This window comes from Mangrovimonas futianensis (genome assembly GCF_021245805.1).
Lineage (GTDB): Bacteria > Bacteroidota > Bacteroidia > Flavobacteriales > Flavobacteriaceae > Mangrovimonas > Mangrovimonas futianensis.
The window spans coordinates 33,796-57,572 of the sequence record NZ_JAJJNF010000003.1; the positions used below are offsets into that span (position 1 = coordinate 33,796).

The following is a 23,777-nucleotide window of genomic DNA, read 5'->3' on the forward strand; positions in this document are numbered from 1 at the left end:
TGTATTGAATAACGATTGGGTTTATGGGAGTACTTGTTGATATTTGATAATTGGCGCTTAAATTGGTTCCCTTGGCCGTTATTTTAATTGCTATTATTTAACCTGGTTCGTTACGCTTAATTCCTTTGAATTTAATTTCAATACCTTCCTTTTTGAAATCATTCTTGACCTTGACCAAGTCTGCTTCCGTGAAATCCTTATTAATAATTATTTCTGTGATGGTTTTACTTTGGTCAAAGGAAACCTTTCCATTAAAAATGATTGCACCATCCTTCGCTTGATTACCGTAGGTTTTAATAGCTTCTTTTTTTGGCATAAGTGTGATGGAGCTGTCTACAGTAAATTGTTTGGAGGGAATTTGGTATGTTTTTAAAGGTTTTCCATTAACAATGTAAAGTGGAGAGTCTCCTAACATCTTTTCCTCTTTTTCCACTTCTTTTAACATTCCTATGGTTCTTTCTCCCAAAAGCACAGTTGGATTCGATTGGGGAAAACGTTTATTGTCTGCTAATTGAAATAAAATGTCATCGCCATCACCCTGTTTTGAAATATTAAAGGAAGCAATCCCTTCTGCATTATCTTGTTTGTTAATAGTTAGGCGTTTGGTAAATTTTGAATCATTAAACTTTTTTGTGCTGATAGAAATCGTTTCAATAAGCTGATTTGAATTTCTTGTAAGATCTGTAAATTTAAATTGTAAATTCTTGTTGGTGAACATACCCTCTATCTTATTCAATTCTTGAGTGGTTCATGAAGCCCTCACTGTTATTTGATTGGTACTAGTAGGTTCTGTCTTCTTGGTTAGAAACACCTCCTTGGTATTAAAGCTCATAAGAAACCCTGCTAAAAGGGGAAGAATAAGGATGTATTTCCATGCCTTAATTTTACTTGACTTTGATTTTTGTAACATAACTATTCGTTTTTTGATTAATGAATTATAAAAAGGGTTGGCCAGGGCCATGTGATGATTTTTGAGACTTGTTTTTAAAAGTAACCTTTGATAGGTTTTTTGACATTGAGATGATTTTTGCGTTTCCTTATCAGCTATAAACTCCAAATTTTGTTTTAGCGATTTTTTGTAAATCCATGAAATAGGATTAAACCAGAATATAATACATGTCAGTTCCATAAATAGGACATCTAGGGAGTGGTATTGTTTTGCGTGAGCCTTTTCGTGGTTTATGATTAACTTGAGTTCACTAAGGTGAAATTGTTTTGGATGGTAAAAAATCCATTTAAAAAAGGAGAAGGGTGAAATGGGATCAATGGTCTCTACCATTTTGAAATCTTCAGAATCTCTTACATCCCCCCGTTTTATAAGACCAAAAATTGAGGTAATCTCTATTAAAAATTTACCCAATAAAACGATGGTAATAGTGAAATAGGTATAAGGAATAAGAATAAGCCAATCGAACTTTGAGGTGATTTCAGTAGGTTCAATCAAAACGCCTTGTGGTAAGTCTGAATTTATTGTTTGAGGCTCTATTTCAACATAAATAGGAATGAGAATATTAGGTAAAATGATTGCACATATAATCCCAGTCAGCAAAAATAACCGATTGCTTTGGAAGAAAGTTTCCTGTTTTAGGAATAAGAAATAAACCAAATAGAAAATGGTTAAAATGCTCGAAGCCTTAATGAAATATTCCATATCATTTCTTATTTTCGATTAAATCGATTATTTCCTTAAGCTCCTCTACACTTATTTTCTCTTCTTTGGCAAAAAAGGATACGACATTTTTATAAGAATTATTGAAAAAGCTTTCAATGGCCGTGTTCATGAATTTCTTTTTGTAATCCTCTTTAGAAACGATAGGGTAGTATTGGTGAGTCTTCCCATAGGCATTATAGGTTACATAACCCTTATCTTCTAAGTTTCTAATTATAGTGGAAAGGGTGTTGTAGTGTGGCTTGTCGTCATGAATTTCAGCTAAAACATCCTTTACAAAGGCTTTTTCAAGCCTCCATAAAATGTGCATGATTTCTTCCTCTTTGTTTGTGAGCTTTTGCATAACGATCTAAAATTTGACTGTTCTGATTCAAACATATAACTAAAAAAATAGTTATACAACTAAAATTGTAGTTTTTTAACTATTTTTTTAGTTTTTTCAAGAAAGAGTAAAAAAAAACGTGCCATCGGCACGTTTTTAACTCTTAACTAACTAACTATTTATGAAAACAACTACATGGTCATGTAGTATATTGTAATCTTATTTAAATTTCTTATTCAAAATTACAACGGAAGTTTGATTTCTGTAAAAGTTTAACATGACTTTAGGTCGAAAATGACCTTAATTGTTAAATACTGTGAAAGAATATTAATATGATTTTAAAAAGTACTCAATTCTACCTTTTTCTGGTTCCATTGTGAAAAGAAATTCCTGTTGTCTATCTTCGCACAAAAATGTAATATGAGTTTTGTCTGGGTGCTTTTAGGGCTTTTACTTTTAGTTGTTGGAGGAGAATTTTTGGTAAGGTCGTCAGTCGCACTATCTTTTAAGCTGAAATTGTCTAAACTGGTCATCGGGATGACTGTTGTGTCGTTTGCAACTTCAGCGCCAGAATTGTTGGTGAGTCTTCAGGCAGCCTTGGATGGATCTTCAGATATTTCTTTGGGGAATGTTATAGGTTCTAATATAGCCAATATTGGGTTAGTTTTAGGAGTGACAGCGATAATTTCGCCCTTGATAGTAGATCGCAGTTTTTTCAAATTAAATTGGCCCATGATGATGATAATGTCTCTGTTGCTTTATGTTTTTCTAAAAAACGATCAGTTATTGAGCAAATGGGAGGGAGTATTTTTTATGGCTGTTTTGATCCTATTTTTAATCATTCTGATAAGGGATTCCCGAAAGACTTTGACAATTAATTTGGAAGAAGTAGACGATGCTTTAAAAGAAGTGTCTGGCTTTAAAATATTTATGTGGTTGTTGATAGGTGCTTTGGCATTATATTTTGGTAGTGAATGGTTGGTTTTTGGAGCCAAGGAATTGGCCTTAGCGCTAGGGGTCTCTGAATATGCTATTTCAGTTACGGTGATTGCTATTGGTACGAGTGTTCCAGAACTAGCGGCATCGGTGATTGCGGCATTGAAAAAGGAAAAGGCTATATCACTTGGTAATTTGATAGGGTCCAATATTTTTAATATTTGTTCTGTTTTGGGGCTAACAGCTATCATTAAACCAATTCAAGTTAATCCTGCAACTCCTGAAATTCTATCCACTAATATCTTTTGGATGATAGGAATTGCTGCTGTACTATTACCTATGGTATATATCCCGCGTCGATTTGAAATTTATAGGTATAAGGGTTTTGTTCTATTAGGAGCCTACATTTTATTTGTTTATATGGCTATAAAATAAGTTTGTTTGTAGAAGTATTTAAAATAAAAAAAGCTTACGATACCGTAAGCTTTTTTATTATGAACAAATTAATGAGGCAGTCTAGTCTAAAATAGCAGATTTAACTGTTTTAACAATTCTACCTGCAATTTTATAAGGATCACCATTAGAAGCTGGACGACGGTCTTCTAACCATCCTTTCCATCCTTTTTCTACAGTGATAATAGGAATTCTTATAGAAGCTCCTCTATCTGATACGCCATAACTGAAATCGTTAATTGAAGCGGTTTCGTGTTTTCCAGTTAAACGTTGGTCGTTAAACTCACCATAAACTTCAATATGTTCTTTAGTTACTGGTCTGAAAGCTTCGCAAATTTTCATGTAGGTTTCTTTGTCTCCACATGTTCTCAATACTGAATTAGAGAAGTTCGCGTGCATTCCAGAACCATTCCAGTCTCCTTTAACAGGTTTTGGATGGTATTCAATATAATACCCGTATTTTTCAGTTAAGCGGTCAAGTAAGTAACGGGCAATCCAAATTTCATCTCCTGCTTTCTTAGCTCCTTTCGCAAACAATTGGAATTCCCATTGTCCTGAAGCAACTTCTTGGTTAATTCCCTCGAAGTTTAATCCAGCATCTATACATAAATCAGCATGTTCTTCAACAAAGGCTCTTCCGTGGGTGTTTAACCCCCCTACAGAGCAATAATATAATCCCTGTGGTCCTGGATATCCACCTACTGGAAATCCTAATGGCAATTGTGTTTTCTTATCCATGATGAAGTATTCCTGTTCAAAACCGAACCAAAAATCATTATCATCATCGTCAATAGTAGCTCTTCCATTTGATTCGTGAGGAGTTCCGTCAGCGTTTAAAACTTCTGTCATTACTAAGTATCCATTTCTTCTTGCAGGATCTGGATAAATTGCAACCGGTTTTAAAAGACAGTCAGATGACCCGCCTTCTGCTTGTTTAGTAGAACTTCCATCAAATGACCAAATTGGGCAGTCTTCCAACTTCCCGCTAAAGTCATCTTCAACTTTGGTTTTACTTCTCATGTTTTGAGTTGGATAGTAACCATCTAACCAAATATACTCAAGTTTAGATTTTGCCATTTTTTAAATTAATTTTTGATAATTCAATAATGGGGCAAATATATGTTATTTTAACTTATCTGCTATTTATGAAGGGTGGTTTTTGATAAATTTTACATTTCTTTTTAGTGTGCCCTATGAAAGATGGGGGTATGTTTGATAAATTTTAATTTTGATAGGCTTCGGGTGAATATTTGTTAATAATTATGTCTTAATCTGTTTTTTTCGTAATTTCTTAGCTTTTAATATTGTAATCAGAATTATAATTTTTCTATATGTCAACTTTAAGATTTCATGCTTTAAAAGAAGCTATTAATAAAAGACCATTAAGTGTCTCTGAAGATGAGCGTAGGTCTTCAATTTTTGGTAACCACGTATTTAACGAGCACTCCATGCTTCAGTATCTGACTAAAGAGGCTTATACTAGTGTTATGGACGCTATTAGGAAGGGGGCTAAAATTGATAGGGTAGTATCAGAGCATATTGCTACAGGAATGAAGGAATGGGCAATATCAAAGGGAGCAACGCATTACACCCATTGGTTTCAACCGTTGACGGGATCTACAGCAGAGAAGCATGATGCCTTTTTTGAGCCAATAGGCGGGGGGCAGGCAATAGAGAAATTTGGTGGCGGACAGTTGGTTCAACAAGAACCTGATGCTTCTAGTTTTCCAAATGGAGGTATAAGAAACACTTTTGAGGCGAGAGGTTATACTGCTTGGGATCCTACTTCTCCCGCTTTTATTTATGGAACAACGCTTTGTATACCTACCGTATTTGTAGCATACACAGGTGAAGCTTTAGATTATAAAACCCCGCTTTTAAGAGCACTTCAAGCTGTGGATAATGCTGCGGTAGAGGTTTGTAAATATTTTGATAAAAATGTAAAGAAAGTAAATGCTTCCCTAGGTTGGGAGCAGGAGTATTTTCTTATTGATAGTGGTTTGGCAGCATCCAGACCAGATATAGTGCAAACCGGAAGAACCTTGTTAGGGCATTCTGCTGCAAAAGGGCAGCAATTAGATGATCATTATTTTGGTACTATTCCCAATAGAGCGATGGCTTATATGCGTGATTTAGAGCATCAGTGTATGTTGTTGGGTATCCCGGTAAAGACCAGGCATAATGAAGTGGCACCTAACCAATTTGAATTGGCTCCAATTTATGAAGAAGCTAATTTGGCTGTCGATCATAATTCCCTTTTAATGGATGTCATGGAGAAAGTGGCAGAGCGTCATAATTTTAAAGTTTTGCTTCACGAAAAGCCGTTTGCAGGAGTTAATGGTTCAGGAAAGCATAACAATTGGAGTTTAAGTACAGATACTGGAGTTAATTTGCTTGGTCCAGGTAAAACACCAATGAGTAACTTGCAATTTCTCGCCTTCTTTATAAATACCATAAAGGCGGTCTATGATTATGAAGAGTTGCTTAGGGCTTCTATAGCCTCGGCCAGCAATGACCATCGTTTGGGGGCCAATGAAGCGCCTCCTGCCATTATTTCTGTTTTTATAGGTGAGCAATTGACTAAGGTGTTGGATGAATTGGAGAATGTTACTTCTGGAAAACTTTCACCGGAGGAAAAAACAGATCTTAAATTGAATGTTGTTGGAAAGATTCCTGAAATTTTATTAGATAATACAGATAGGAATCGGACTTCCCCTTTCGCATTTACAGGGAATAAATTTGAGTTCAGAGCTGTAGGTTCAAAATCAAATTGTGCCAGTCCGATGACTGTTTTAAATACGATTGTTGCCAGACAATTAATCGATTTTAAAGGGGAAGTTGATAAGCTTATCGCTAAGAAAAACCTAAAAAAGGATGAGGCGATATTTAATATATTAAGAGAGTATATCAAAAAATCCCGTAACATTTTGTTTGAGGGTAATGGGTACAGTGAAGCTTGGGAAAAGGAAGCGCACAAACGTGGTTTAAGCAATAATAAGACAACTCCCGAAGCCTTAAAGGTTAAGATTTCCAAGGAAGCCATCAAGTTGTTTAAAGATCTTGGTGTCATGAATGAAGTGGAGTCTAAGGCAAGGTATGAGATTGAAGTTGAAGAATATATCATGAGACTTCAAATAGAAAGTAGAGTGCTGGGTGATATTGCAAGAAATCATGTGGTCCCCACGGCAGTTAGATATCAAAATTTGCTTATAGAAAACGTGAGAGGACTAAAGGAGATATATGGAAAGGATTATAAAAAATTAGCGAACGAGCAATTAAGTCTTATTGAAGATATATCATCACATATCGCAGCAATCAATTCCAATGTCACTAAAATGATTGAGGAACGAAAAACGTTGAATCAATTGAGTGATCTTGATAAAAAGGCCCATGGTTATTGCGAAAATGTTAAGCCTTACTTAACGGAGATAAGATACCATTGTGATAAATTGGAGCTTGAAGTTGATGATGAGCTTTGGCCTCTTACCAAGTATAGAGAACTACTATTTACCAAATAAGCTTTGGTGTTTTTTTAATGTTATAAACCCGTATTTTTTACGGGTTTTTTTTGAGCGTTGCATTTCATCTTAATTTCATGTGCGATTAACGAAAAGGGAAAGTATGACAAATATCATAGGATATTTATTTGTACTTTAGTACTGCTATTAATCAATTCTTAATTTTAACATGAAAAGGCTTATTGTAAGTGTTCTTATGCTTATGGCTGCAACCTTGATTTTTTCTCAGAGGTCAGTTGATAAGAAAGTTGCGAAATCAAATTTAGACGAAATTCACTTGGAACAAATGCAAGGAAAATAATATTCTTATGTTCCAAATTTAAGAGACGAGGATCTGTTGCTATTATGGGCGATAGATCTTTTTTTTATTTTTATTCTTGAGAGGGAAGAGGGATTAGGATCCAATTCTATTTTGGTTTCAGATTCTATCATTTTGAAAAAATTCCAAAACGATTCTTCAGCGTTAAATAAATTACAATTATTACTTTTGCATTTCAAACCAAACTTATGAGTGAAGAAGTAAGCAAAAGATATTCTCAGAGAGGTGTTTCGGCTTCAAAGGAGGATGTTCACAATGCCATTAAAAATATTGATAAAGGATTGTTTCCTAAGGCTTTCTGTAAAATTGTTCCAGATTATTTAACCAATGATGATGATTATTGTTTGGTTATGCATGCAGATGGTGCTGGAACTAAGAGCTCTTTGGCTTATATGTATTGGAAGGAGACTGGGGATTTGTCCGTTTGGAAAGGAATTGCTCAAGATGCTTTAATAATGAACGTGGATGACCTTCTATGTGTTGGGGCTACTGATAACATTATGCTCTCCTCAACGATAGGGAGAAACAAAAATTTGATTCCTGGAGAAGTGATATCTGCCATAATAAATGGTACAGAGGAACTTATTTCTGAGTTGAAGGAGTTTGGAGTAACCATACATTCTACGGGTGGAGAAACTGCTGATGTAGGGGATTTAGTTAGGACGATTATTGTGGATTCAACAGTAACTGCTCGAATAAAAAGAAATGCTGTTATAGATAATTCAAATATTAATGAAGGCGATGTGATTGTGGGGCTGGAATCATTCGGTCAAGCTACTTATGAAAAAGGATATAATGGTGGTATGGGTAGTAATGGGTTGACATCTGCGCGTCATGATGTGTTTCATAATTATTTAATGAAGAAGTACCCTGAAAGTTTTGATCCTTCTGTTCCGGAAGAGTTGATATATTCTGGAGGTGTGAAATTGACCGATGCTGTCGAAAGTTCGCCAATCGATGCAGGTAAATTGGTTTTGTCGCCTACCAGAACTTATGCTCCAATAATAAAAGCTATTCTTTCTAAATACGATAAAGAATCTCTGCATGGAATGGTGCATTGTAGTGGTGGAGCTCAAACTAAAATACTTCATTTCGTTGAGAATCTTCATATTGTAAAAGATAATATGTTTCCGGTTCCGCCGTTGTTTAAATTGATACAGGAGCAGTCTAATACCGACTGGAAAGAAATGTACCAAGTATTTAACTGTGGGCACAGAATGGAATTGTATGTGAAGCCAGAGATTGCAGATGATATTATAGCAATTTCAAAATCATTTAACGTTAATGCTCAAATCATTGGTAGAGTGGAGGCTTCTGAAGTCAAAAAATTAACTATCAAAAGTGAATTTGGAGAATTTAATTATTGATTGAATGCAGAAATTTGTTAAAGGACTTATTCTCCTTTTGGTTGTTCTTTGTTCGAAAAATATGGTGGGGCAACCGGACTCCCTTTTTTTTGAAAAAGAAAAGCTGAAGACTGATGAGCCACTTTGGACACTTAAAAACAAGGCTGGTGTTGATATAACTCAAGTGGCATTTGTGAATTGGAATGCAGGGGGTACCAACTCTATTTCTGGGTTGCTAGGGTTTGAAAGCTCACTGAAGTATGAGACGAAGAACTTAACATGGGTTAACGTAGCAACAGCACGATATGGTGTTAATAAGCAGGAGGAGCAAACGTTAAGAAAGACTGATGATTTAATGGATATCACGTCAAACTTAGGGTATCGAAGGGATACCTTAAGTAATTGGTATTTCTCTGCACGATTCAATTTTAAGTCCCAGTTTTCCAATGGTTATAATTATCCAGATACCGAAAATGCTATTTCTAGATTTATGGCTCCAGGTTATTTATTCCTTGGGGGCGGTATGGAATATGGCAAGAATATAGAAAAGTTTTCAATGTATTTTTCACCCTTAACCCTCAAGTCAACCTTCGTTTTAGATGAGCGTTTGGCAAATTTGGGGTCTTTTGGTGTTGATCCAGCTGTTTACGATGAAGAGGGTAACCTAATCCGAAGAGGTCAAAAAGTGAGGCGTGAATTAGGGATTTTGTTTACAAGCGCTTATGAATCACAGATTTTCTACAATATCTATCTCAAGAATGGGATTAGCCTTTATACAGATTACATCAATAACTTTGGAAATGTAGATGTAGATTGGCAGGTTAGTCTAGATTGTAAAGTGAATAACTACGTACGGGCCACTTTGGCATCACACCTCAAGTATGATGATGATATTAAAATCCTTGAAGAAGCTGAGGATGGGGATTTGGTGGAGAAAGGAGCTAGAATTCAGTGGAAACAAATTTTAGGACTAGGAGTAGTAGTAGATTTTTAGTTCGTATTTCCAAAAAAAACATCCAAATTAATTTTAAACAAAAAATAAAAATTTGTCAACTTTTTTATGTTGATAAATAAATAACTTATTGATAATTAATAAATTAACACATTTATCTTGATAACTTTCTGATATTTATCATGTGTTGTGTTTTAAATTTTTAGTAAGTTCACATATCGAAATTCGATTTGTTCAATACTCATATTAATCCAAACAAACTATTACTAAATGAAGACAGATACAGTTGGCGTGTCTAAGAAGACTTATACACCAGAAGAAGCATTTGAAGCATCCCTCAAATATTTTAAAGGAGATGATTTAGCTGCAAGGGTTTGGGTGAATAAGTATGCTCTCAAAGATTCTGAAGGGCATATTTATGAATTAACCCCAGATGATATGCATCGCAGAATTGCAAAAGAACTTGCAAGAGTTGAGGCAAAATATCCCAATCCATTGACGGAAGATGAGGTGTTTGATTTGATTAAGGAATTTAAGTATATCGTTCCTCAAGGAAGCCCTATGGCGGGTATTGGTAATCCATACCAAATTGCATCATTATCCAACTGTTTTGTGATAGGCAATAATGGAGATTCTGATTCTTATGGTGGGATTATGAAAATTGACCAAGAACAGGTTCAATTGATGAAGCGTCGCGGTGGTGTAGGGCATGATTTGTCTCATATTAGACCAAAGGGGAGTCATGTGAAGAATTCTGCGTTGACTTCAACGGGGATTGTTCCTTTTATGGAGCGTTATTCCAATTCTACCAGAGAAGTGGCCCAAGATGGACGTCGAGGCGCATTGATGTTATCTATATCTATTAACCATCCAGATTCAGAAGATTTTATTGATGCCAAATTAGAGCAAGGGAAAGTCACAGGAGCCAATGTGTCTGTGCGTATCGATGATGATTTTATGAAAGCGGTTAAAAATGGTAGCGAATACACGCAAAAATATCCAATTTTCAGTGAATCACCTCAATTTTCAAAAACGATTGACGCCAATGGTATTTGGAAAAAGATAGTGCATAATGCATGGAGATCTGCAGAACCTGGTATTTTGTTTTGGGATACCATTGCCAAAGAGTCTGTGCCCGATTGCTATGCTGATTTAGGTTATAAAACGGTTTCCACAAATCCTTGTGGTGAAATTCCATTGTGTCCTTATGATTCTTGCCGTTTATTGGCTATCAATTTGTTATCTTATGTAGAAAACCCGTTTACAGATAAAGCTAAATTCAATTTTGAATTGTTCAAAAAGCATGTAGGATTTGCTCAAAGAATGATGGATGATATTATTGATCTGGAATTGGAGAAAATAGATGCTATTTTAGCTAAAATTGATGCCGATCCTGAGAATGAGGAAATTAAATCTGTGGAGAAAAACCTTTGGTTGAACATTCGTCAAAAGGCCTATGAGGGAAGAAGAACTGGAATAGGGATTACGGCTGAAGGCGATATGTTGGCGGCTTTAGGTATCAGATACGGGTCTGAGGAAGGAAATGCTTTTTCTGTTGAAGTCCATAAAACTTTGGCTATAGCAGCATATCGTGGGTCTGTTTATACAGCTAAAGAGCGTGGTGCTTTTTCAATTTTTGATGCCGAACGTGAAAAAGATAACCCATTCATCTTAAGATTGAAGGAAGCTGATGAAAAGCTTTATTATGAAATGATGGAATATGGTCGTAGAAATATTGCGTTGTTAACGATTGCTCCTACGGGAACAACAAGTTTAATGACTCAAACATCTTCTGGAATCGAGCCTGTTTTTCTTCCTGTTTATAAACGTCGTCGTAAAGTGAACCCTAACGACAAAGGTGTTCGAGTTGATTTTGTTGATGAAGTAGGTGATTCTTGGGAAGAGTACGTGGTTTTCCATCACAGGTTCAAGGAGTGGATGAGAGTTAACGGTATTGATACCGATAAAAATTATACACAGTCAGAATTAGATGCTTTAGTGAAGAAATCTCCTTATTATAAGGCTACCTCAAATGATGTGGATTGGTTAAGTAAGGTGAGCATGCAAGGAGCGGTGCAAAAATGGGTAGATCACTCCATTAGTGTGACCATTAATTTACCAAATGATGTTTCAGAGGACTTGGTAGGAGATTTGTATCTAAAAGCATGGGAAGTTGGTTGTAAAGGTGTGACTGTTTATCGTGATGGATCTCGTTCTGGAGTTTTGATTACTAATGAAGAGAAAAAGGAAGAAGATCAAGAAACATTGACTGCTTTCCCAACGAAACGTCCACAGGTTTTAGAAGCTGATGTGGTAAGATTCCAAAACAATAAGGAAAAGTGGATTGCATTTATTGGTTTGATTGATGGTAAGCCATATGAAATTTTCACCGGGCTAGCTGATGATGAAGATGGCATCCTGATTCCTCGTTGGGCTACCGATGGATTAATCATCAAAAATAGAAATGAAGATGGAACTTCTCGTTACGATTTCCAATACAAGAATAAGAGAGGTTACAAAACTACCATTGAAGGCCTAAGCCATAAATTTAATCCTGAGTTTTGGAACTATGCAAAACTGATTTCAAGTACCTTGAGACACGGTATGCCAATTGACAAGATTGTAGACTTGATTAATAGTTTGCAATTGGATAACGAGTCAATTAATACGTGGAAAAATGGTGTTGTAAGAGCTTTGAAGCGTTTTGTGGAAGATGGTACACAAGCCAAAGGAAGATGTAGTAATTGTAATTCAGATAAATTGGTTTACCAAGAAGGATGTTTGACCTGTACAGATTGTGGGTCCTCCAAATGTGGTTAAGCCAAGGCTAATTCAAATGAAAAGCGCTTCGATAACGAAGCGCTTTTTTTATGATATATAATTTTGGTTTTGTAGATCCTTTTCAGAAGAAATCAATTTTGTTCCTCCTTGACTTAAAAAGTAACAGGTGTCTGAAATATCTAAGACCTCTCGGTATTGGTGGTCAGTGAGAATGATGATTTTTTTCTCCTTTTCTTCTTTTATTAATTCCTTTAATTTAATAACGGCTATGGGGGCTAGATAAGAAAAGGGTTCGTCCAGCAAAATAATATCCATCGGGCTTTTTAAAATCACATACGTTTCAAGAATTCTAATCTCGCCACTTGAAAGCTCATTGATTCTTGAGTTTCTGTATTTATTAAAGCTCTCAAAGTCAATCATAAATTGGTTTAGTGAAACTCCAAACAACTTGAAAATTGATTTAATTTTTAACCTACTTGGGCTAATTTGGTGTTGGGGTAGAAAGCCAACTTTATTCTTGTATAAGTGTAAAGGCTTTAAAAAGGGTTTTTTGTTTATTCTTATTAGTTTGTATTTAGGTTGTAACGAACCAAAAATGATTTCAAGCAAGCAACTTTTACCAGAGCCGTTTTTACCAATCAAACTAGTAATTTTCCCTTGTTCTGCCTTAAAATAGACGCTGTTAAGAATGGTTTTTTTGTTAAATGATAATTCAACATTATCAACTTCCAGAATCATATAAATACTTTTAAAGTCAAGATGAAAGTTAAGGAAACGAAAATGTCTATGAAAAATAAAGTGGAGAATAATTTGAAAGTGCCTATGCCTAAGTTTTTGTAAAAAACGAGTTTTTTTCTGGCATGGGATTCCTTAATGATGAACCACAACAAAAGAACAAGAAAGAATTTAGTGAAAATGAGAGGGATGATATCCGGATTGTAGGCCAGTAATAAAGTATTAATGGCGAAAGACCATAAAACATAGGGTTTATAGAAAAGTAGTATGGCTCCCAATTGATTCATGTATTAAAAACGACTAGATAAAAGTTTTATTTTCTAAAATGAAAACTGTAAACATATCCAGCTGAAAATTCAGTGAAATCTGCTTGACCTAAATTAGCATTGATGTGGGCACCAATAAAAAAATTGTGTTTGGGTGTTTTATCAGTTCCAATGAAGTAATAATTGATTCCCATTTTACTGGAGATCGTTCGTTTTACTTCATAATACCAGTCGAGTTCACCCAGAACTTCAACGGTTATAGGTCCATTTTCTGTAGGTCTTTCATAAGTATAACCTTGGTTTAGTTTCCAATCAATCGAGTAAAAAGGTTTGTAAATATTTAATCCAATTTGAAATTCTAAGCCAAAATGATTCAGAAGTAATTCACCTTTTCCTAATAGACCAATATTAGTAGCATATCCATAAGGATTGTCTTTAAATTGTGGATATTCCTCTAATATTAGTGTTTCTTCATTTTTAATATAGTCATAATAATGTTCATAGAATCTATAATAAGCTCCAAAACCAAACTTGAAGGTTCTATTGATCACCTTACCATAAGAAAGAGTCAGGTTGTAAACATTTTTGGTGGAATTGAATTTATTTGATAAGGTGTTCCAACCCAGACCAAAGGCACTCGAAAAGTATCTATAGCTATTTCTCTTAAAATCATTAGTTATTGGTTCCTCGGTTTGGTTTATGTGTTGCCATCTAATATCTCCAGAGAAACTCACTAATAGGGAATTTAAGCCTTGGTTGGGCAGTTTGGTGTGCCCGTTAGAATGGTGGTAATATCCTAGGCCTAAGTTATAGTCTATATTTTCAGATTGATGTATGTGATAGTAGAGAAAGGAATTGAAAGACCAGGTAAAATTGGTGCTTATAGCTCTATTCATTGGGTTGTGGATGCTGTCATATTGTTTGTTAAAATAGGATGCGCCTAAGCCCATCTTTAATCTTAGTTTTTTGGATTTGTTCAATGAAAAGTCAATGAAAGTCATAGCAGATAAACCCGTGCCAATAGCTTCGCTATTTCCAAAGTCAATGAGACCTAAAGTAACTCCTGTTTTTGGTTGGTTGAGTCTGTAAACCCATTCTTGATCCCTGTGATTATTATAATTTCCCCAGCTTAAAAAAAAGCTTTTTTGGAGCTGGGTATTGGGAAAACCATCATTGGCCTCCAGAGTTTTTCCTAACTGAATTTCAGGAGTCAGGTAAGAGGTGTTTGGTGTTTGTGCAAGGATGAGGAAGGGGCAAAATAATAGTAGTCTAAGGAGTTTCAATAGGTGTTAAATAATTGGTTTTAGGCGAATATAAAAAATAATGACAACTCCTAAATACGAACATTTGGCTTAAACTATTTTTTCGTAATTTCGCAGCCTAATTCGAGGTATCTGTATGTTAGATAAATTAAACATAGTTAAACAGCGTTTTGATGAGGTGAGTGATTTAATCATTCAGCCTGATATTATTGCAGATCAAAAACGTTATGTTGAGTTAAATAAAGAGTATAAAGACCTGAAAGTACTAGTTGACAAGCGTGATGAGTACAAGCAGGTTTTAGATAGATTGGAAGAAGCTGAAGAAATTATTTCTGATGGTAGTGATGCTGAAATGGTTGAAATGGCCAAAATGCAATATGATGAAGCCAAGGAACAGATTCCAGTTCTGGAAGATGAAATTAGGTTTCTTTTAATTCCAAAAGACCCTGAAGATTCTAAAAATGCGGTGGTTGAGTTACGTGCAGGAACCGGAGGTGATGAAGCAAGTATTTTTGCAGGTGATTTGTTCAGAATGTATACCAAATATTGTGAAAGCAAAGGTTGGTCAGTAAGTACCGTGGATTTTAGTGAAGGAACCAATGGTGGATTCAAAGAAATTCAGTTTGAAGTAAACGGTGAGGATGTCTATGGCACTTTAAAATTTGAGGCAGGTGTGCACCGTGTACAACGTGTTCCTCAAACAGAAACTCAGGGAAGGGTTCATACCAGTGCAGCTACATGTATGGTTTTTCCTGAGGCAGAAGAGTTTGATGTGGAAATTGATCCAAAGGATGTGCGAATTGATTATTTCTGTTCGTCTGGTCCTGGTGGACAATCGGTAAATACCACTTATTCAGCGGTAAGATTGACTCACATTCCAACTGGGTTGGTAGCACAATGTCAAGATCAAAAATCGCAGCACAAAAACAAAGAGAAGGCCTTCCGTGTATTACGTTCCAGATTGTATGATATGGAATTGGCTAAGAAGCAGGAGGAAGAAGCAGCCAAAAGAGGAAGTATGGTAAGTTCTGGTGATAGAAGTGCTAAAATTAGAACTTATAACTACCCTCAAGGACGAGTAACAGATCACAGAATTGGTTTGACTTTATACGACTTACAAAATATTATGAATGGCGACATTCAAAAAATTATAGATGAATTAATGCTTGCTGAAAACACTCAGAAATTGAAAGCAAGTGATGAAACTATTTAATGAAAAGCCTCTAACGGGGCTTTTTTTATAACTGATTATGACTACGCAACAACTCATTGAGCAAATCAAAAAAAAGAAATCCTTTCTATGTGTTGGATTGGATGTCGATTTAAACAAAATCCCAGAATTTTTATTGAAGGAGGAAGATCCCATTTTCTCATTTAATAAGGCTATTATTGATGCAACCCATCATTTGGCTGTGGCTTATAAGCCTAATATTGCTTTTTTTGAATCCTATGGAATCAAAGGGTGGCAATCTTTGAAAAAGACCATAGACTATATCAATGATAAGTATCCAGAGGTTTTTACGATAGCTGATGCTAAAAGAGGAGATATTGGAAACACAAGTAAGATGTATGCTAAAGCCTTTTTTGAAGACTTAGGATTTGATAGTGTGACAATAGCACCTTATATGGGGAAAGATTCTGTTGAGCCTTTTTTATCCTTTGCAGATAAACACACCATTTTGTTAGCCTTGACTTCCAACGAAGGAGCATTCGACTTTCAGACTAAAAAAATTGATGGTACAGAGCTTTATAAACATGTTTTGGAAACGTCTAAATCTTATGAGAATGCTCAAAATTTGATGTATGTAGTGGGAGCAACCAAAGCAGAATATCTAAAGGAGATCAGGCAAATTGTTCCAGAAAGCTTTTTATTGGTGCCAGGAGTTGGTGCCCAAGGTGGAAGTTTGGAAGATGTTTGTAAATATGGAATGAACAAAGACTGCGGCTTGTTGGTCAATTCATCCAGAGGAATTATATATGCTTCCAATAAAGCGGATTTTGCAGAAGTTGCGGGTCAAAAAGCGCAAGAATTACAAAGGCAAATGAAGTCTTTTCTGGAAAATCTATAATGGAGTTTAGAGACCAACTAAATAGAAAACTATACTTTTCCAAATCTCCAACTAGAATCATATCCTTAGTGCCAAGTATTACAGAGCTTATTTGTGACTTGGGACTAGAAAGTCAATTGGTTGGTGTTACAAAATTTTGTGTACACCCGGGGCACATAAGAAAGGAAGTGGCTGTTGTGGGAGGAACTAAACAAGTGGATTTTGAAAAAATAAAGTCCCTTCAGCCAGATATAATTTTGTGTAACAAAGAAGAGAATACACTTGAAATGATTCAGGAACTGGTACAAATTGCTCCAGTACATTTAAGTGATATATTCAATTTGGAGGATGTGTTTGAATTAATAGAGATGTATCAAGATGTCTTTCAAGTTCAGACAATGGCGCAAGATCTTATTTCAAAAATTACAAATGAGTATCAAAAATTTACTAATTGGGTGGATGTGAAGCCCTCAAAAAAGGTTGCTTATTTTATTTGGAAAGATCCTTGGATGGTTGCAGCTAACCAAACTTTTATAGATGCCATGTTGCAGCTAAATCATTTTGAAAATTATTTCAAATCATTGGATAGATATCCAGAGGTGGTGTTGAATGAAGTGTATGACGAGGTTAATTTGGTACTACTCTCTTCGGAGCCTTACCCCTTCAATATAGAGCATAAAAACTTATTAAGAAAAAATTTCCCCAATGCCCAAATAGTCCTTGCTGATGGCGAATTTTTTTCCTGGTACGGATCTAGATTGCAATATGCGTTTAAATACTTTAAAACGCTGCATCTAGATTTGAAGCATTAAGGTCATTCTTAAGGCTCAAAATTTTCTTCTTAATTTTTGACGCTTCATGAAAAAGTAAATCACTTAGGCTAGAATCGGTATGCATAGTACTATATGCTTGCTCCACCATATTGTCGTGATTTTTTTTCAATTCGTCTAAATTGTTATTGCTTAGAGGGCTTACTGTTCTTCGGCCAACTCTACAAAAATGTGATTTCATATAAAGGATTAAATTTTATATGTAATTACGTTAATTAAAGTGTGTTAGACGTATTTAAAAGGTTAAAATTATATTAATTATTCAAGGGGGGAGGTATGCTTGTAACTTCATCGATGTGAAGGTATTTTAATCGATTTATTTTATTTAAAAGCTTGATAGCATCATACTCCGAAATATCACTCAAAGCTGAATCCGTTTCTCGAAAATTATAAGCCTGCTCCATAAGTTGTTTGTAGCGTTTAAGTAGTCGAGATTGGGTTGTCCTAATTTTTGTGAGATTTTTCATTGTAACAACGCGTTAGAATTTTAAATATATTTAAAAACTTGTAAAACAGCAAGTTAAATTTGGTAATTGTTGATAAAAAAATCGGGTCAAAGGACTTGACCCGATTCCTTAAACTAACTAACTCTTACTAATTCAAATTTTATGGTGAAGTGACGCCTTGATAGCGTAGTGCAAAGATGTTGTAAAAATTCAAGTCTAATGTTATGTTAATATTAGCTTTTTATTAATTGTAATTAAATAGTTTTAACTGTAAATGATAGATTATGAGTAGATTAGTTATTCTTGTGTTTGTTTTTATCGGTTTGCAGCTTTCTGCTCAAACAGAACCAAATTGTGGTTGTTGCGCAGAAAACCATCTGGCCTTTGATTTTTGGGTAGGAAATTGGCAGGTTTATAAAACAGATGGCACAAAGGCAGGTTCAAATAGAATTGTTAAAGTTCAGGATGGATGTGCGCTTCAAGAAAACTGGAAAAGTGCTAAAGGTAATTTTACGGGTAGTAGTTACAGTTTTTATAATGCTTCAACTGACCAGTGGGAACAATTATGGATTGATAATCAAGGCGGGCAATTACATTTAAGAGGCGGTTTGAATGGAAATCAAATGATTTTAAAATCAGATGGGTTTATGGATCAAGAAGGTAGAAAGAGCTATCATCAAATTACTTGGACTAATAATCCCGATGGAACCGTAAGGCAGTTTTGGCAAACCTTTACAGAAGGAAAAGATCCTAAGATCGCGTTTGACGGTTTATATAAAAAAACCGAATAACTTACGCTATTCGGTTCTGTGGTCTATGATTTCAGATTTAATCCTGTAGAGCAAATACTTTTCTCAGCAGATCGGTGGATCTGGATCCTATATTGTTTCTGATGTCCTTTTCTTCAACAGCAATCATTTTGTAGACACCTTGAAGTGCTTCGGTAGTCACATAATCGGTTAAGTCTGGATTTACGTCATCAGTAAATGGAACTGAATTATATTTCTGAATTAAGGTAGCCCAAATTTGGTCTGCTCCTACTTTGGAAAAAGACTTATTGATAACCGGATGGAACTTCTCATATAGAGCTACCTGTGTTTTATTTTCAAGGTAAAGGGTGGCGGCATTGTCAGATCCTAGTAAAATGTTTTTAGCGTCATTAAAGGTGATTCCTTTTACCGCATCAACAAATATAGGGGTGGCTTCACTAACGGCATCTTCAGCAGCTCTATTCAAAAGTTTTAAACCTTCATCAGCTAGATTACCTAGGCCTATGTCTCTTAATGTTTTGTCAACTTTTTTCAATTCATCAGGAAGCAAAATTTTGACCATGTCATTTTTATAAAAACCATCTGTTTGAGTGAGTTTGCTTACTTGTTCTTGTATGCCTTTATCTAAGGCTTGTCTTAAGCCAGCAGCAATTTCTGAATTTCCTATACCGGGAGTTTGAGTGGTGTCTGGAAGGTTGTTGACTACATCTTGCAATTCGGCACAACTAAAAATAGTAAAGGTTAAGCAAAGGGCTAGAAGTTTTGTTTTCATTCGTATTTTGAGGTTAAATTTGAGAGTAAAGATACTAATTGCCAATCAACTTCATTGCGAATTATTGGTTTGTTACCCGTGTGCCTAGGCGTAATAATTTAAGAAGGAGTGCCAATTTCACATTAAATAATTATCAAAATAGATAAAAACAAGGTCGTATTTTGATAAATGTTTAATTATATCGCTTTTTATTTTTAAATTTAGTAATTCGATAAAAGTTATGACACCTCATTTTCATTTAAAAATAATTAGCATTTCTGATAAGGCCTACAAACGTCAATTGTTGGTTACACCAAAAGATGTTTTTACGTTACAACATTTTTTAAAGGATTTGCTAAAAAGAAATGTCATGATTATCAATACTAATATAGGAGTTGATTTTTATTACAGAAGTGAAGTACCACATGATGATTTGATTGTTAGTGCCTTTTTGCTATTGGTGACTACTAAAGGTAGGAAAAGGAACGATTTCATAGTTAGAACCATGAACAGTGAATTGGAAATTGCTGAGCAAACCAAATGTTTTTTTAATCGCATCATTAATATGCCGTTATTGTTTAAGAGTTATTCCAGAAGTATGCTGTTCCAGATTGAAAATAATTATGAGGCGCATAAAGAGTTATTCAATGAGCTGTTTTTGGTCTGGCAGAAGGAACTTTTGGAATCCTCAGAAAATGGTCCAATCTTATTTAAAGTTTTACCATTTATAAGAGCGGTCCAACAAATTTTTATCCGTCATAATCACTCATATCCAGCATTTCAGAAACTATTGGAGGACGGGTTAAGCAATCAGCATATCAATTAACTTATTTTATATCCCATTTTTTTAATCTATTTTTTTAGAATATTTAAAGTAGATACTTCCTTTTGTTGAATATTCTTTAAATTTGTTCCGCTTTAAAACTGTTTTTTTATCAATGGAACAAATAACACCATATAAACCCAAAAATAAAGTTAGAATTGTTACTGCGGCCTCTCTTTTTGATGGTCATGATGCAGCTATCAATATCATGCGTCGTATTATTCAAGCTACTGGCGTTGAGGTTATTCACCTAGGTCACGACAGAAGTGTTGAGGAAGTTGTCAATACAGCGATACAAGAAGATGCCAATGCCATTGCAATGACCTCCTATCAGGGTGGGCATAATGAGTATTTTAAATACATGTATGATTTACTAAAGGAGAAAGGTGCTGACCATATCAAAATTTTTGGTGGTGGCGGTGGTGTTATCCTTCCAGAGGAGATAGAGGAGCTTATGGCTTATGGAATCACTAGAATTTACTCCCCTGATGATGGTAGGGAGATGGGATTGCAAGGAATGATCAATGATTTGGTAGAAAAGTCAGATTTTGCCGTTGGCAATGATTTAAATGGTGAAGTAAATCATTTGGAATCCAGAGATGTTAAATCCATTGCTAGAGTTATTTCTTCGGCTGAGAATTTCCCGGAAGTTGCCAAGGATACACTAAATATCATTCACGATAGAAATAAAACAGCTAAATCACCTGTTTTAGGAATCACAGGAACAGGAGGTGCTGGTAAATCCAGTTTGGTAGATGAGTTAGTACGTCGATTCCTTATTGACTTTCCAGAAAAGACTATCGGTATTATTTCTGTAGATCCGTCCAAAAGAAAAACGGGGGGAGCCCTATTGGGAGACCGAATCAGAATGAATGCCATTAATTCGCCAAGAGTCTATATGCGTAGTTTGGCAACACGTCAATCCAATTTGGCCCTATCTAAGCACGTGAATGAAGCTATTGAAGTTTTAAAAGCAGCTCAGTTTGATCTTATTATTTTGGAAACTTCAGGTATTGGACAGTCCGATACCGAAATTTTAGAACATAGCGATGTTTCTCTATATGTGATGACTCCTGAATTTGGAGCTGCCACACAGTTGGAAAAAATAGATATGTTGGATTTTGCTGATTTGGTAGCAATCAACAAATTTGATAAACGAGGAGCTCAGGATGCTCTTAGGGATGTGAAAAAGCAATATATGCGTAATCACAACCTGTGGCATGCCGATCCAGATGATATGCCGGTTTTTGGTACCATAGCATCCCAGTTTAACGACCCTGGAATGAATTCCCTTTATAAAGCCGTTATGGATGAGTTAGTGGAAAAAGCTCAAGCTGATTTAGAATCTACGTTTGAAGTTTCTAAAGAAATGAGTGAGAAGATATTTGTCATTCCACCGGCTAGAACCCGTTATCTTTCTGAAATTTCAGAAAATAATCGGGCTTATGATAAGCAAGTTGAAGCTCAGGTTGAGGTAGCCCAAAAATTATTTGGAATTTTTACCGCTTTGGAAAGCGTTTCAAATGCTTCACTGAAACTAAATGCCTATGGCATTGACGATGACGTTTTGGAGGCTACGAAAGAAAATGGGAATTCTGAATTTATTGACCTCTTGAAGAAAGAATTTGATAGAGTAAAAATGAATTTAGATCCTTACAATTGGGAGGTTATTTTAGGCTGGGATGAAAAAGTTAATAAATACAGACAGCCGATTTATTCCTTTATGGTAAGGGATAAGGAAATTAAAATAGAAACACATACTGAGTCTTTATCACATACACAAATTCCGAAGGTAGCATTGCCAAAGTATTCGGCTTGGGGAGATATTCTGAAGTGGGTCTTACAGGAAAATGTTCCTGGTGAGTTTCCGTTCACTTCAGGTTTGTACCCTTTTAAAAGAACAGGGGAAGATCCTACCAGGATGTTTGCCGGCGAGGGAGGGCCAGAGCGTACAAATAGGCGTTTTCATTACGTGAGTTTAGGCATGCCGGCCAAAAGACTTTCAACAGCATTTGATAGTGTGACCTTATATGGAAATGATCCCGACTACCGCCCCGATATTTATGGGAAAATTGGTAATGCAGGGGTAAGTATTTGTTGTTTGGATGATGCTAAGAAATTGTATTCCGGATTTAATTTGGCTGATGCAATGACTTCTGTGAGTATGACCATTAATGGTCCGGCGCCTATGTTGTTAGGCTTTTTTATGAATGCAGCTATTGATCAACAGTGTGAGCTTTATATTAAGGAAAATAACTTGGAAGCTGAGGTTGAGGCCAAGATAAATGCTATTTATGAAGGTAAGGAGAGACCTCGATATTTTGGAGAACTACCAGAAGGAAATGATGGTTTGGGGTTGATGTTGCTAGGTGTAACAGGGGATCAAGTGTTGCCAAAAGAGGTTTATGAAACAATAAAAGCTAGAACCATTTCACAAGTTAGGGGAACTGTTCAGGCAGATATTTTGAAAGAAGATCAAGCTCAAAACACTTGTATTTTTTCTACAGAATTTGCTCTACGTTTGATGGGGGATGTTCAGGAATATTTTATCCAAAATAATGTAAGGAACTTTTATTCGGTTTCCATTTCAGGTTATCATATTGCGGAAGCCGGTGCAAACCCTATAACCCAGTTGGCTTTTACACTGGCTAATGGGTTCACTTACGTCGAGTATTATTTGAGTAGAGGGATGGATATCAATAAGTTTGGTCCTAATTTATCCTTTTTCTTTAGTAATGGAATCGATCCCGAGTATGCCGTTATAGGTCGTGTGGCCAGACGAATTTGGGCTAAGGCTTTAAAAAATAAATATGGAGCCAATGCTAGAGCTCAAATGTTGAAATATCACATTCAAACTTCAGGTAGGAGTTTGCATGCTCAAGAAATTGATTTCAATGATATTCGTACAACGCTTCAAGCGCTTTATGCGATATACGACAACTGTAATTCATTGCATACCAATGCCTATGATGAAGCAATTACAACGCCAACTGAAGAGTCTGTAAGAAGGGCTATGGCGATTCAGTTGATTATTAATAAAGAGCTGGGATTGGCTAAAAATGAAAATCCTATTCAGGGTGCTTTTATTATTGAAGAATTGACTGATCTTGTGGAAGAAGCGGTATTGCAAGAATTTGATCGTATTACCGAACGTGGAGGTGTTTTGGGTGCAATGGAAACGATGTATCAACGCAGCAAGATTCAAGAAGAAAGTCTTTATTATGAAACCTTAAAACACAATGGTGATTTTCCGATAATTGGAGTGAATACCTTTTTAAGTAGCAAGGGATCACCAACGGTTCAGCCAAAAGAGGTCATTAGAGCAACAGAGGAAGAAAAGCAGAACCAAATAAAAACATTGGAGCAATTGCATGCCACCTATGCTGATAGAATTGAAGATACTTTGAAAAAAGTACAACGTGCTGCTTTAGAAAATGAAAATATGTTTGAGGAATTGATGGAAGCGGCAAAGGTTTGTTCTTTAGGGCAAATTACCTCGGCACTGTTTGAGGTTGGAGGACAGTATCGACGAAATATGTAGAGTTTTAAG

Annotated in this window: 20 protein-coding genes; 11 read left to right on the forward strand and 9 right to left on the reverse strand. The window is 35.6% G+C overall.

Annotated elements, in window-relative coordinates:
- Positions 1-97: 97 nt before the first annotated feature.
- Genes LOK78_RS05470 through LOK78_RS05480 form a run of 3 tightly spaced genes read right to left on the reverse strand, consistent with a single transcriptional unit; the run spans position 98 to position 2,012 of the window.
- A complete protein-coding gene (locus tag LOK78_RS05470) occupies positions 98-736 on the reverse strand; it encodes a hypothetical protein (protein WP_232634209.1) in 639 nt (212 codons plus the stop codon).
- A 12-nt stretch (positions 737-748) separates the two neighbouring features.
- The gene (locus LOK78_RS05475; protein WP_232634210.1) at positions 749-1,651 is read right to left on the reverse strand and encodes a M56 family metallopeptidase; all 903 of its coding nucleotides are present in this window, start codon (positions 1,649-1,651) and stop codon (positions 749-751) included.
- 1 nt (position 1,652) lies between these two features.
- The gene (locus LOK78_RS05480; RefSeq protein WP_053972250.1) at positions 1,653-2,012 is read right to left on the reverse strand and encodes a BlaI/MecI/CopY family transcriptional regulator; all 360 of its coding nucleotides are present in this window, start codon (positions 2,010-2,012) and stop codon (positions 1,653-1,655) included.
- Positions 2,013-2,411: 399 nt separating this feature from the next.
- Between LOK78_RS05480 and LOK78_RS05485 the strand changes: the two genes are divergently transcribed.
- A complete protein-coding gene (locus LOK78_RS05485) occupies positions 2,412-3,362 on the forward strand; it encodes a calcium/sodium antiporter (protein WP_232394501.1) in 951 nt (316 codons plus the stop codon).
- Between the two features lie 81 nt (positions 3,363-3,443).
- Here the strand turns inward: LOK78_RS05485 and LOK78_RS05490 are convergent, their stop codons facing one another.
- Positions 3,444-4,457, reverse strand: a complete 1,014-nt coding sequence (locus LOK78_RS05490) for a glutamine synthetase beta-grasp domain-containing protein (protein ID WP_053972252.1) — start codon at positions 4,455-4,457, stop codon at positions 3,444-3,446.
- Between the two features lie 254 nt (positions 4,458-4,711).
- Between LOK78_RS05490 and LOK78_RS05495 the strand changes: the two genes are divergently transcribed.
- From LOK78_RS05495 to LOK78_RS05510, 4 genes are all read left to right on the forward strand, one after another.
- The gene (locus tag LOK78_RS05495) at positions 4,712-6,898 is read left to right on the forward strand and encodes a glutamine synthetase III family protein (protein WP_232634212.1); all 2,187 of its coding nucleotides are present in this window, start codon (positions 4,712-4,714) and stop codon (positions 6,896-6,898) included.
- Between the two features lie 507 nt (positions 6,899-7,405).
- Positions 7,406-8,584 (forward strand): AIR synthase related protein, encoded by a 1,179-nt coding sequence (locus tag LOK78_RS05500; protein WP_232394499.1) that lies wholly within the window; start codon positions 7,406-7,408, stop codon positions 8,582-8,584.
- Between the two features lie 4 nt (positions 8,585-8,588).
- Complete coding sequence (locus LOK78_RS05505; RefSeq protein WP_232634214.1) at positions 8,589-9,557, forward strand: DUF3078 domain-containing protein; 969 nt, start codon at positions 8,589-8,591, stop codon at positions 9,555-9,557.
- Between the two features lie 228 nt (positions 9,558-9,785).
- Positions 9,786-12,335: an adenosylcobalamin-dependent ribonucleoside-diphosphate reductase gene (locus LOK78_RS05510; protein WP_232634216.1), complete on the forward strand. Its 2,550-nt coding sequence runs from the start codon at positions 9,786-9,788 to the stop codon at positions 12,333-12,335.
- Between the two features lie 48 nt (positions 12,336-12,383).
- Here the strand turns inward: LOK78_RS05510 and LOK78_RS05515 are convergent, their stop codons facing one another.
- Together LOK78_RS05515 and LOK78_RS05520 are read right to left on the reverse strand one after the other, a co-directional pair.
- On the reverse strand, positions 12,384-13,034 hold the full coding sequence (locus LOK78_RS05515) for an ATP-binding cassette domain-containing protein (RefSeq protein ID WP_232634217.1): 651 nt from the start codon (positions 13,032-13,034) through the stop codon (positions 12,384-12,386).
- Positions 13,035-13,344: 310 nt separating this feature from the next.
- Positions 13,345-14,580 (reverse strand): acyloxyacyl hydrolase, encoded by a 1,236-nt coding sequence (locus LOK78_RS05520; RefSeq protein ID WP_232634219.1) that lies wholly within the window; start codon positions 14,578-14,580, stop codon positions 13,345-13,347.
- Positions 14,581-14,695: 115 nt separating this feature from the next.
- Between LOK78_RS05520 and prfA the strand changes: the two genes are divergently transcribed.
- From prfA to LOK78_RS05535, 3 genes are read left to right on the forward strand one after another with little or no spacing between them, the layout of a single operon-like run.
- Positions 14,696-15,772, forward strand: a complete 1,077-nt coding sequence (gene prfA, locus LOK78_RS05525; protein ID WP_053972260.1) for a peptide chain release factor 1 — start codon at positions 14,696-14,698, stop codon at positions 15,770-15,772.
- A 37-nt stretch (positions 15,773-15,809) separates the two neighbouring features.
- Entirely contained in the window at positions 15,810-16,628 is an 819-nt protein-coding gene (pyrF, locus tag LOK78_RS05530) for an orotidine-5'-phosphate decarboxylase (protein WP_232634220.1), read from the forward strand.
- Positions 16,628-17,419 (forward strand): ABC transporter substrate-binding protein, encoded by a 792-nt coding sequence (locus LOK78_RS05535; protein WP_232634221.1) that lies wholly within the window; start codon positions 16,628-16,630, stop codon positions 17,417-17,419. Before pyrF ends, LOK78_RS05535 begins: the two co-directional genes overlap by 1 nt.
- Here LOK78_RS05535 and LOK78_RS16805 read toward each other — a convergent pair.
- Together LOK78_RS16805 and LOK78_RS05540 are read right to left on the reverse strand one after the other, a co-directional pair.
- Positions 17,388-17,618: a Lacal_2735 family protein gene (locus LOK78_RS16805; protein ID WP_157492149.1), complete on the reverse strand. Its 231-nt coding sequence runs from the start codon at positions 17,616-17,618 to the stop codon at positions 17,388-17,390. The genes LOK78_RS05535 and LOK78_RS16805 overlap by 32 nt on opposite strands.
- A 73-nt stretch (positions 17,619-17,691) precedes the next feature.
- Complete coding sequence (locus LOK78_RS05540) at positions 17,692-17,904, reverse strand: Lacal_2735 family protein (protein ID WP_053972263.1); 213 nt, start codon at positions 17,902-17,904, stop codon at positions 17,692-17,694.
- A gap of 263 nt (positions 17,905-18,167) precedes the next feature.
- Between LOK78_RS05540 and LOK78_RS05545 the strand changes: the two genes are divergently transcribed.
- Positions 18,168-18,674, forward strand: coding sequence for a hypothetical protein (locus tag LOK78_RS05545; RefSeq protein WP_232634223.1), 507 nt, complete (start codon positions 18,168-18,170; stop codon positions 18,672-18,674).
- A gap of 37 nt (positions 18,675-18,711) precedes the next feature.
- Here LOK78_RS05545 and LOK78_RS05550 read toward each other — a convergent pair whose 3' ends face one another.
- Positions 18,712-19,425, reverse strand: coding sequence for a DUF4197 domain-containing protein (locus LOK78_RS05550; RefSeq protein WP_232634225.1), 714 nt, complete (start codon positions 19,423-19,425; stop codon positions 18,712-18,714).
- Between the two features lie 220 nt (positions 19,426-19,645).
- Between LOK78_RS05550 and LOK78_RS05555 the strand changes: the two genes are divergently transcribed.
- Both LOK78_RS05555 and LOK78_RS05560 read left to right on the forward strand, forming a co-directional pair.
- Positions 19,646-20,230 carry a hypothetical protein gene (locus LOK78_RS05555; protein WP_166959182.1) on the forward strand — a complete coding sequence of 195 codons (585 nt, stop codon included), beginning with the start codon at positions 19,646-19,648 and terminating at the stop codon, positions 20,228-20,230.
- A gap of 112 nt (positions 20,231-20,342) precedes the next feature.
- Positions 20,343-23,768 carry a methylmalonyl-CoA mutase family protein gene (locus LOK78_RS05560; RefSeq protein ID WP_232634226.1) on the forward strand — a complete coding sequence of 1,142 codons (3,426 nt, stop codon included), beginning with the start codon at positions 20,343-20,345 and terminating at the stop codon, positions 23,766-23,768.
- Positions 23,769-23,777 lie beyond the last annotated feature (9 nt).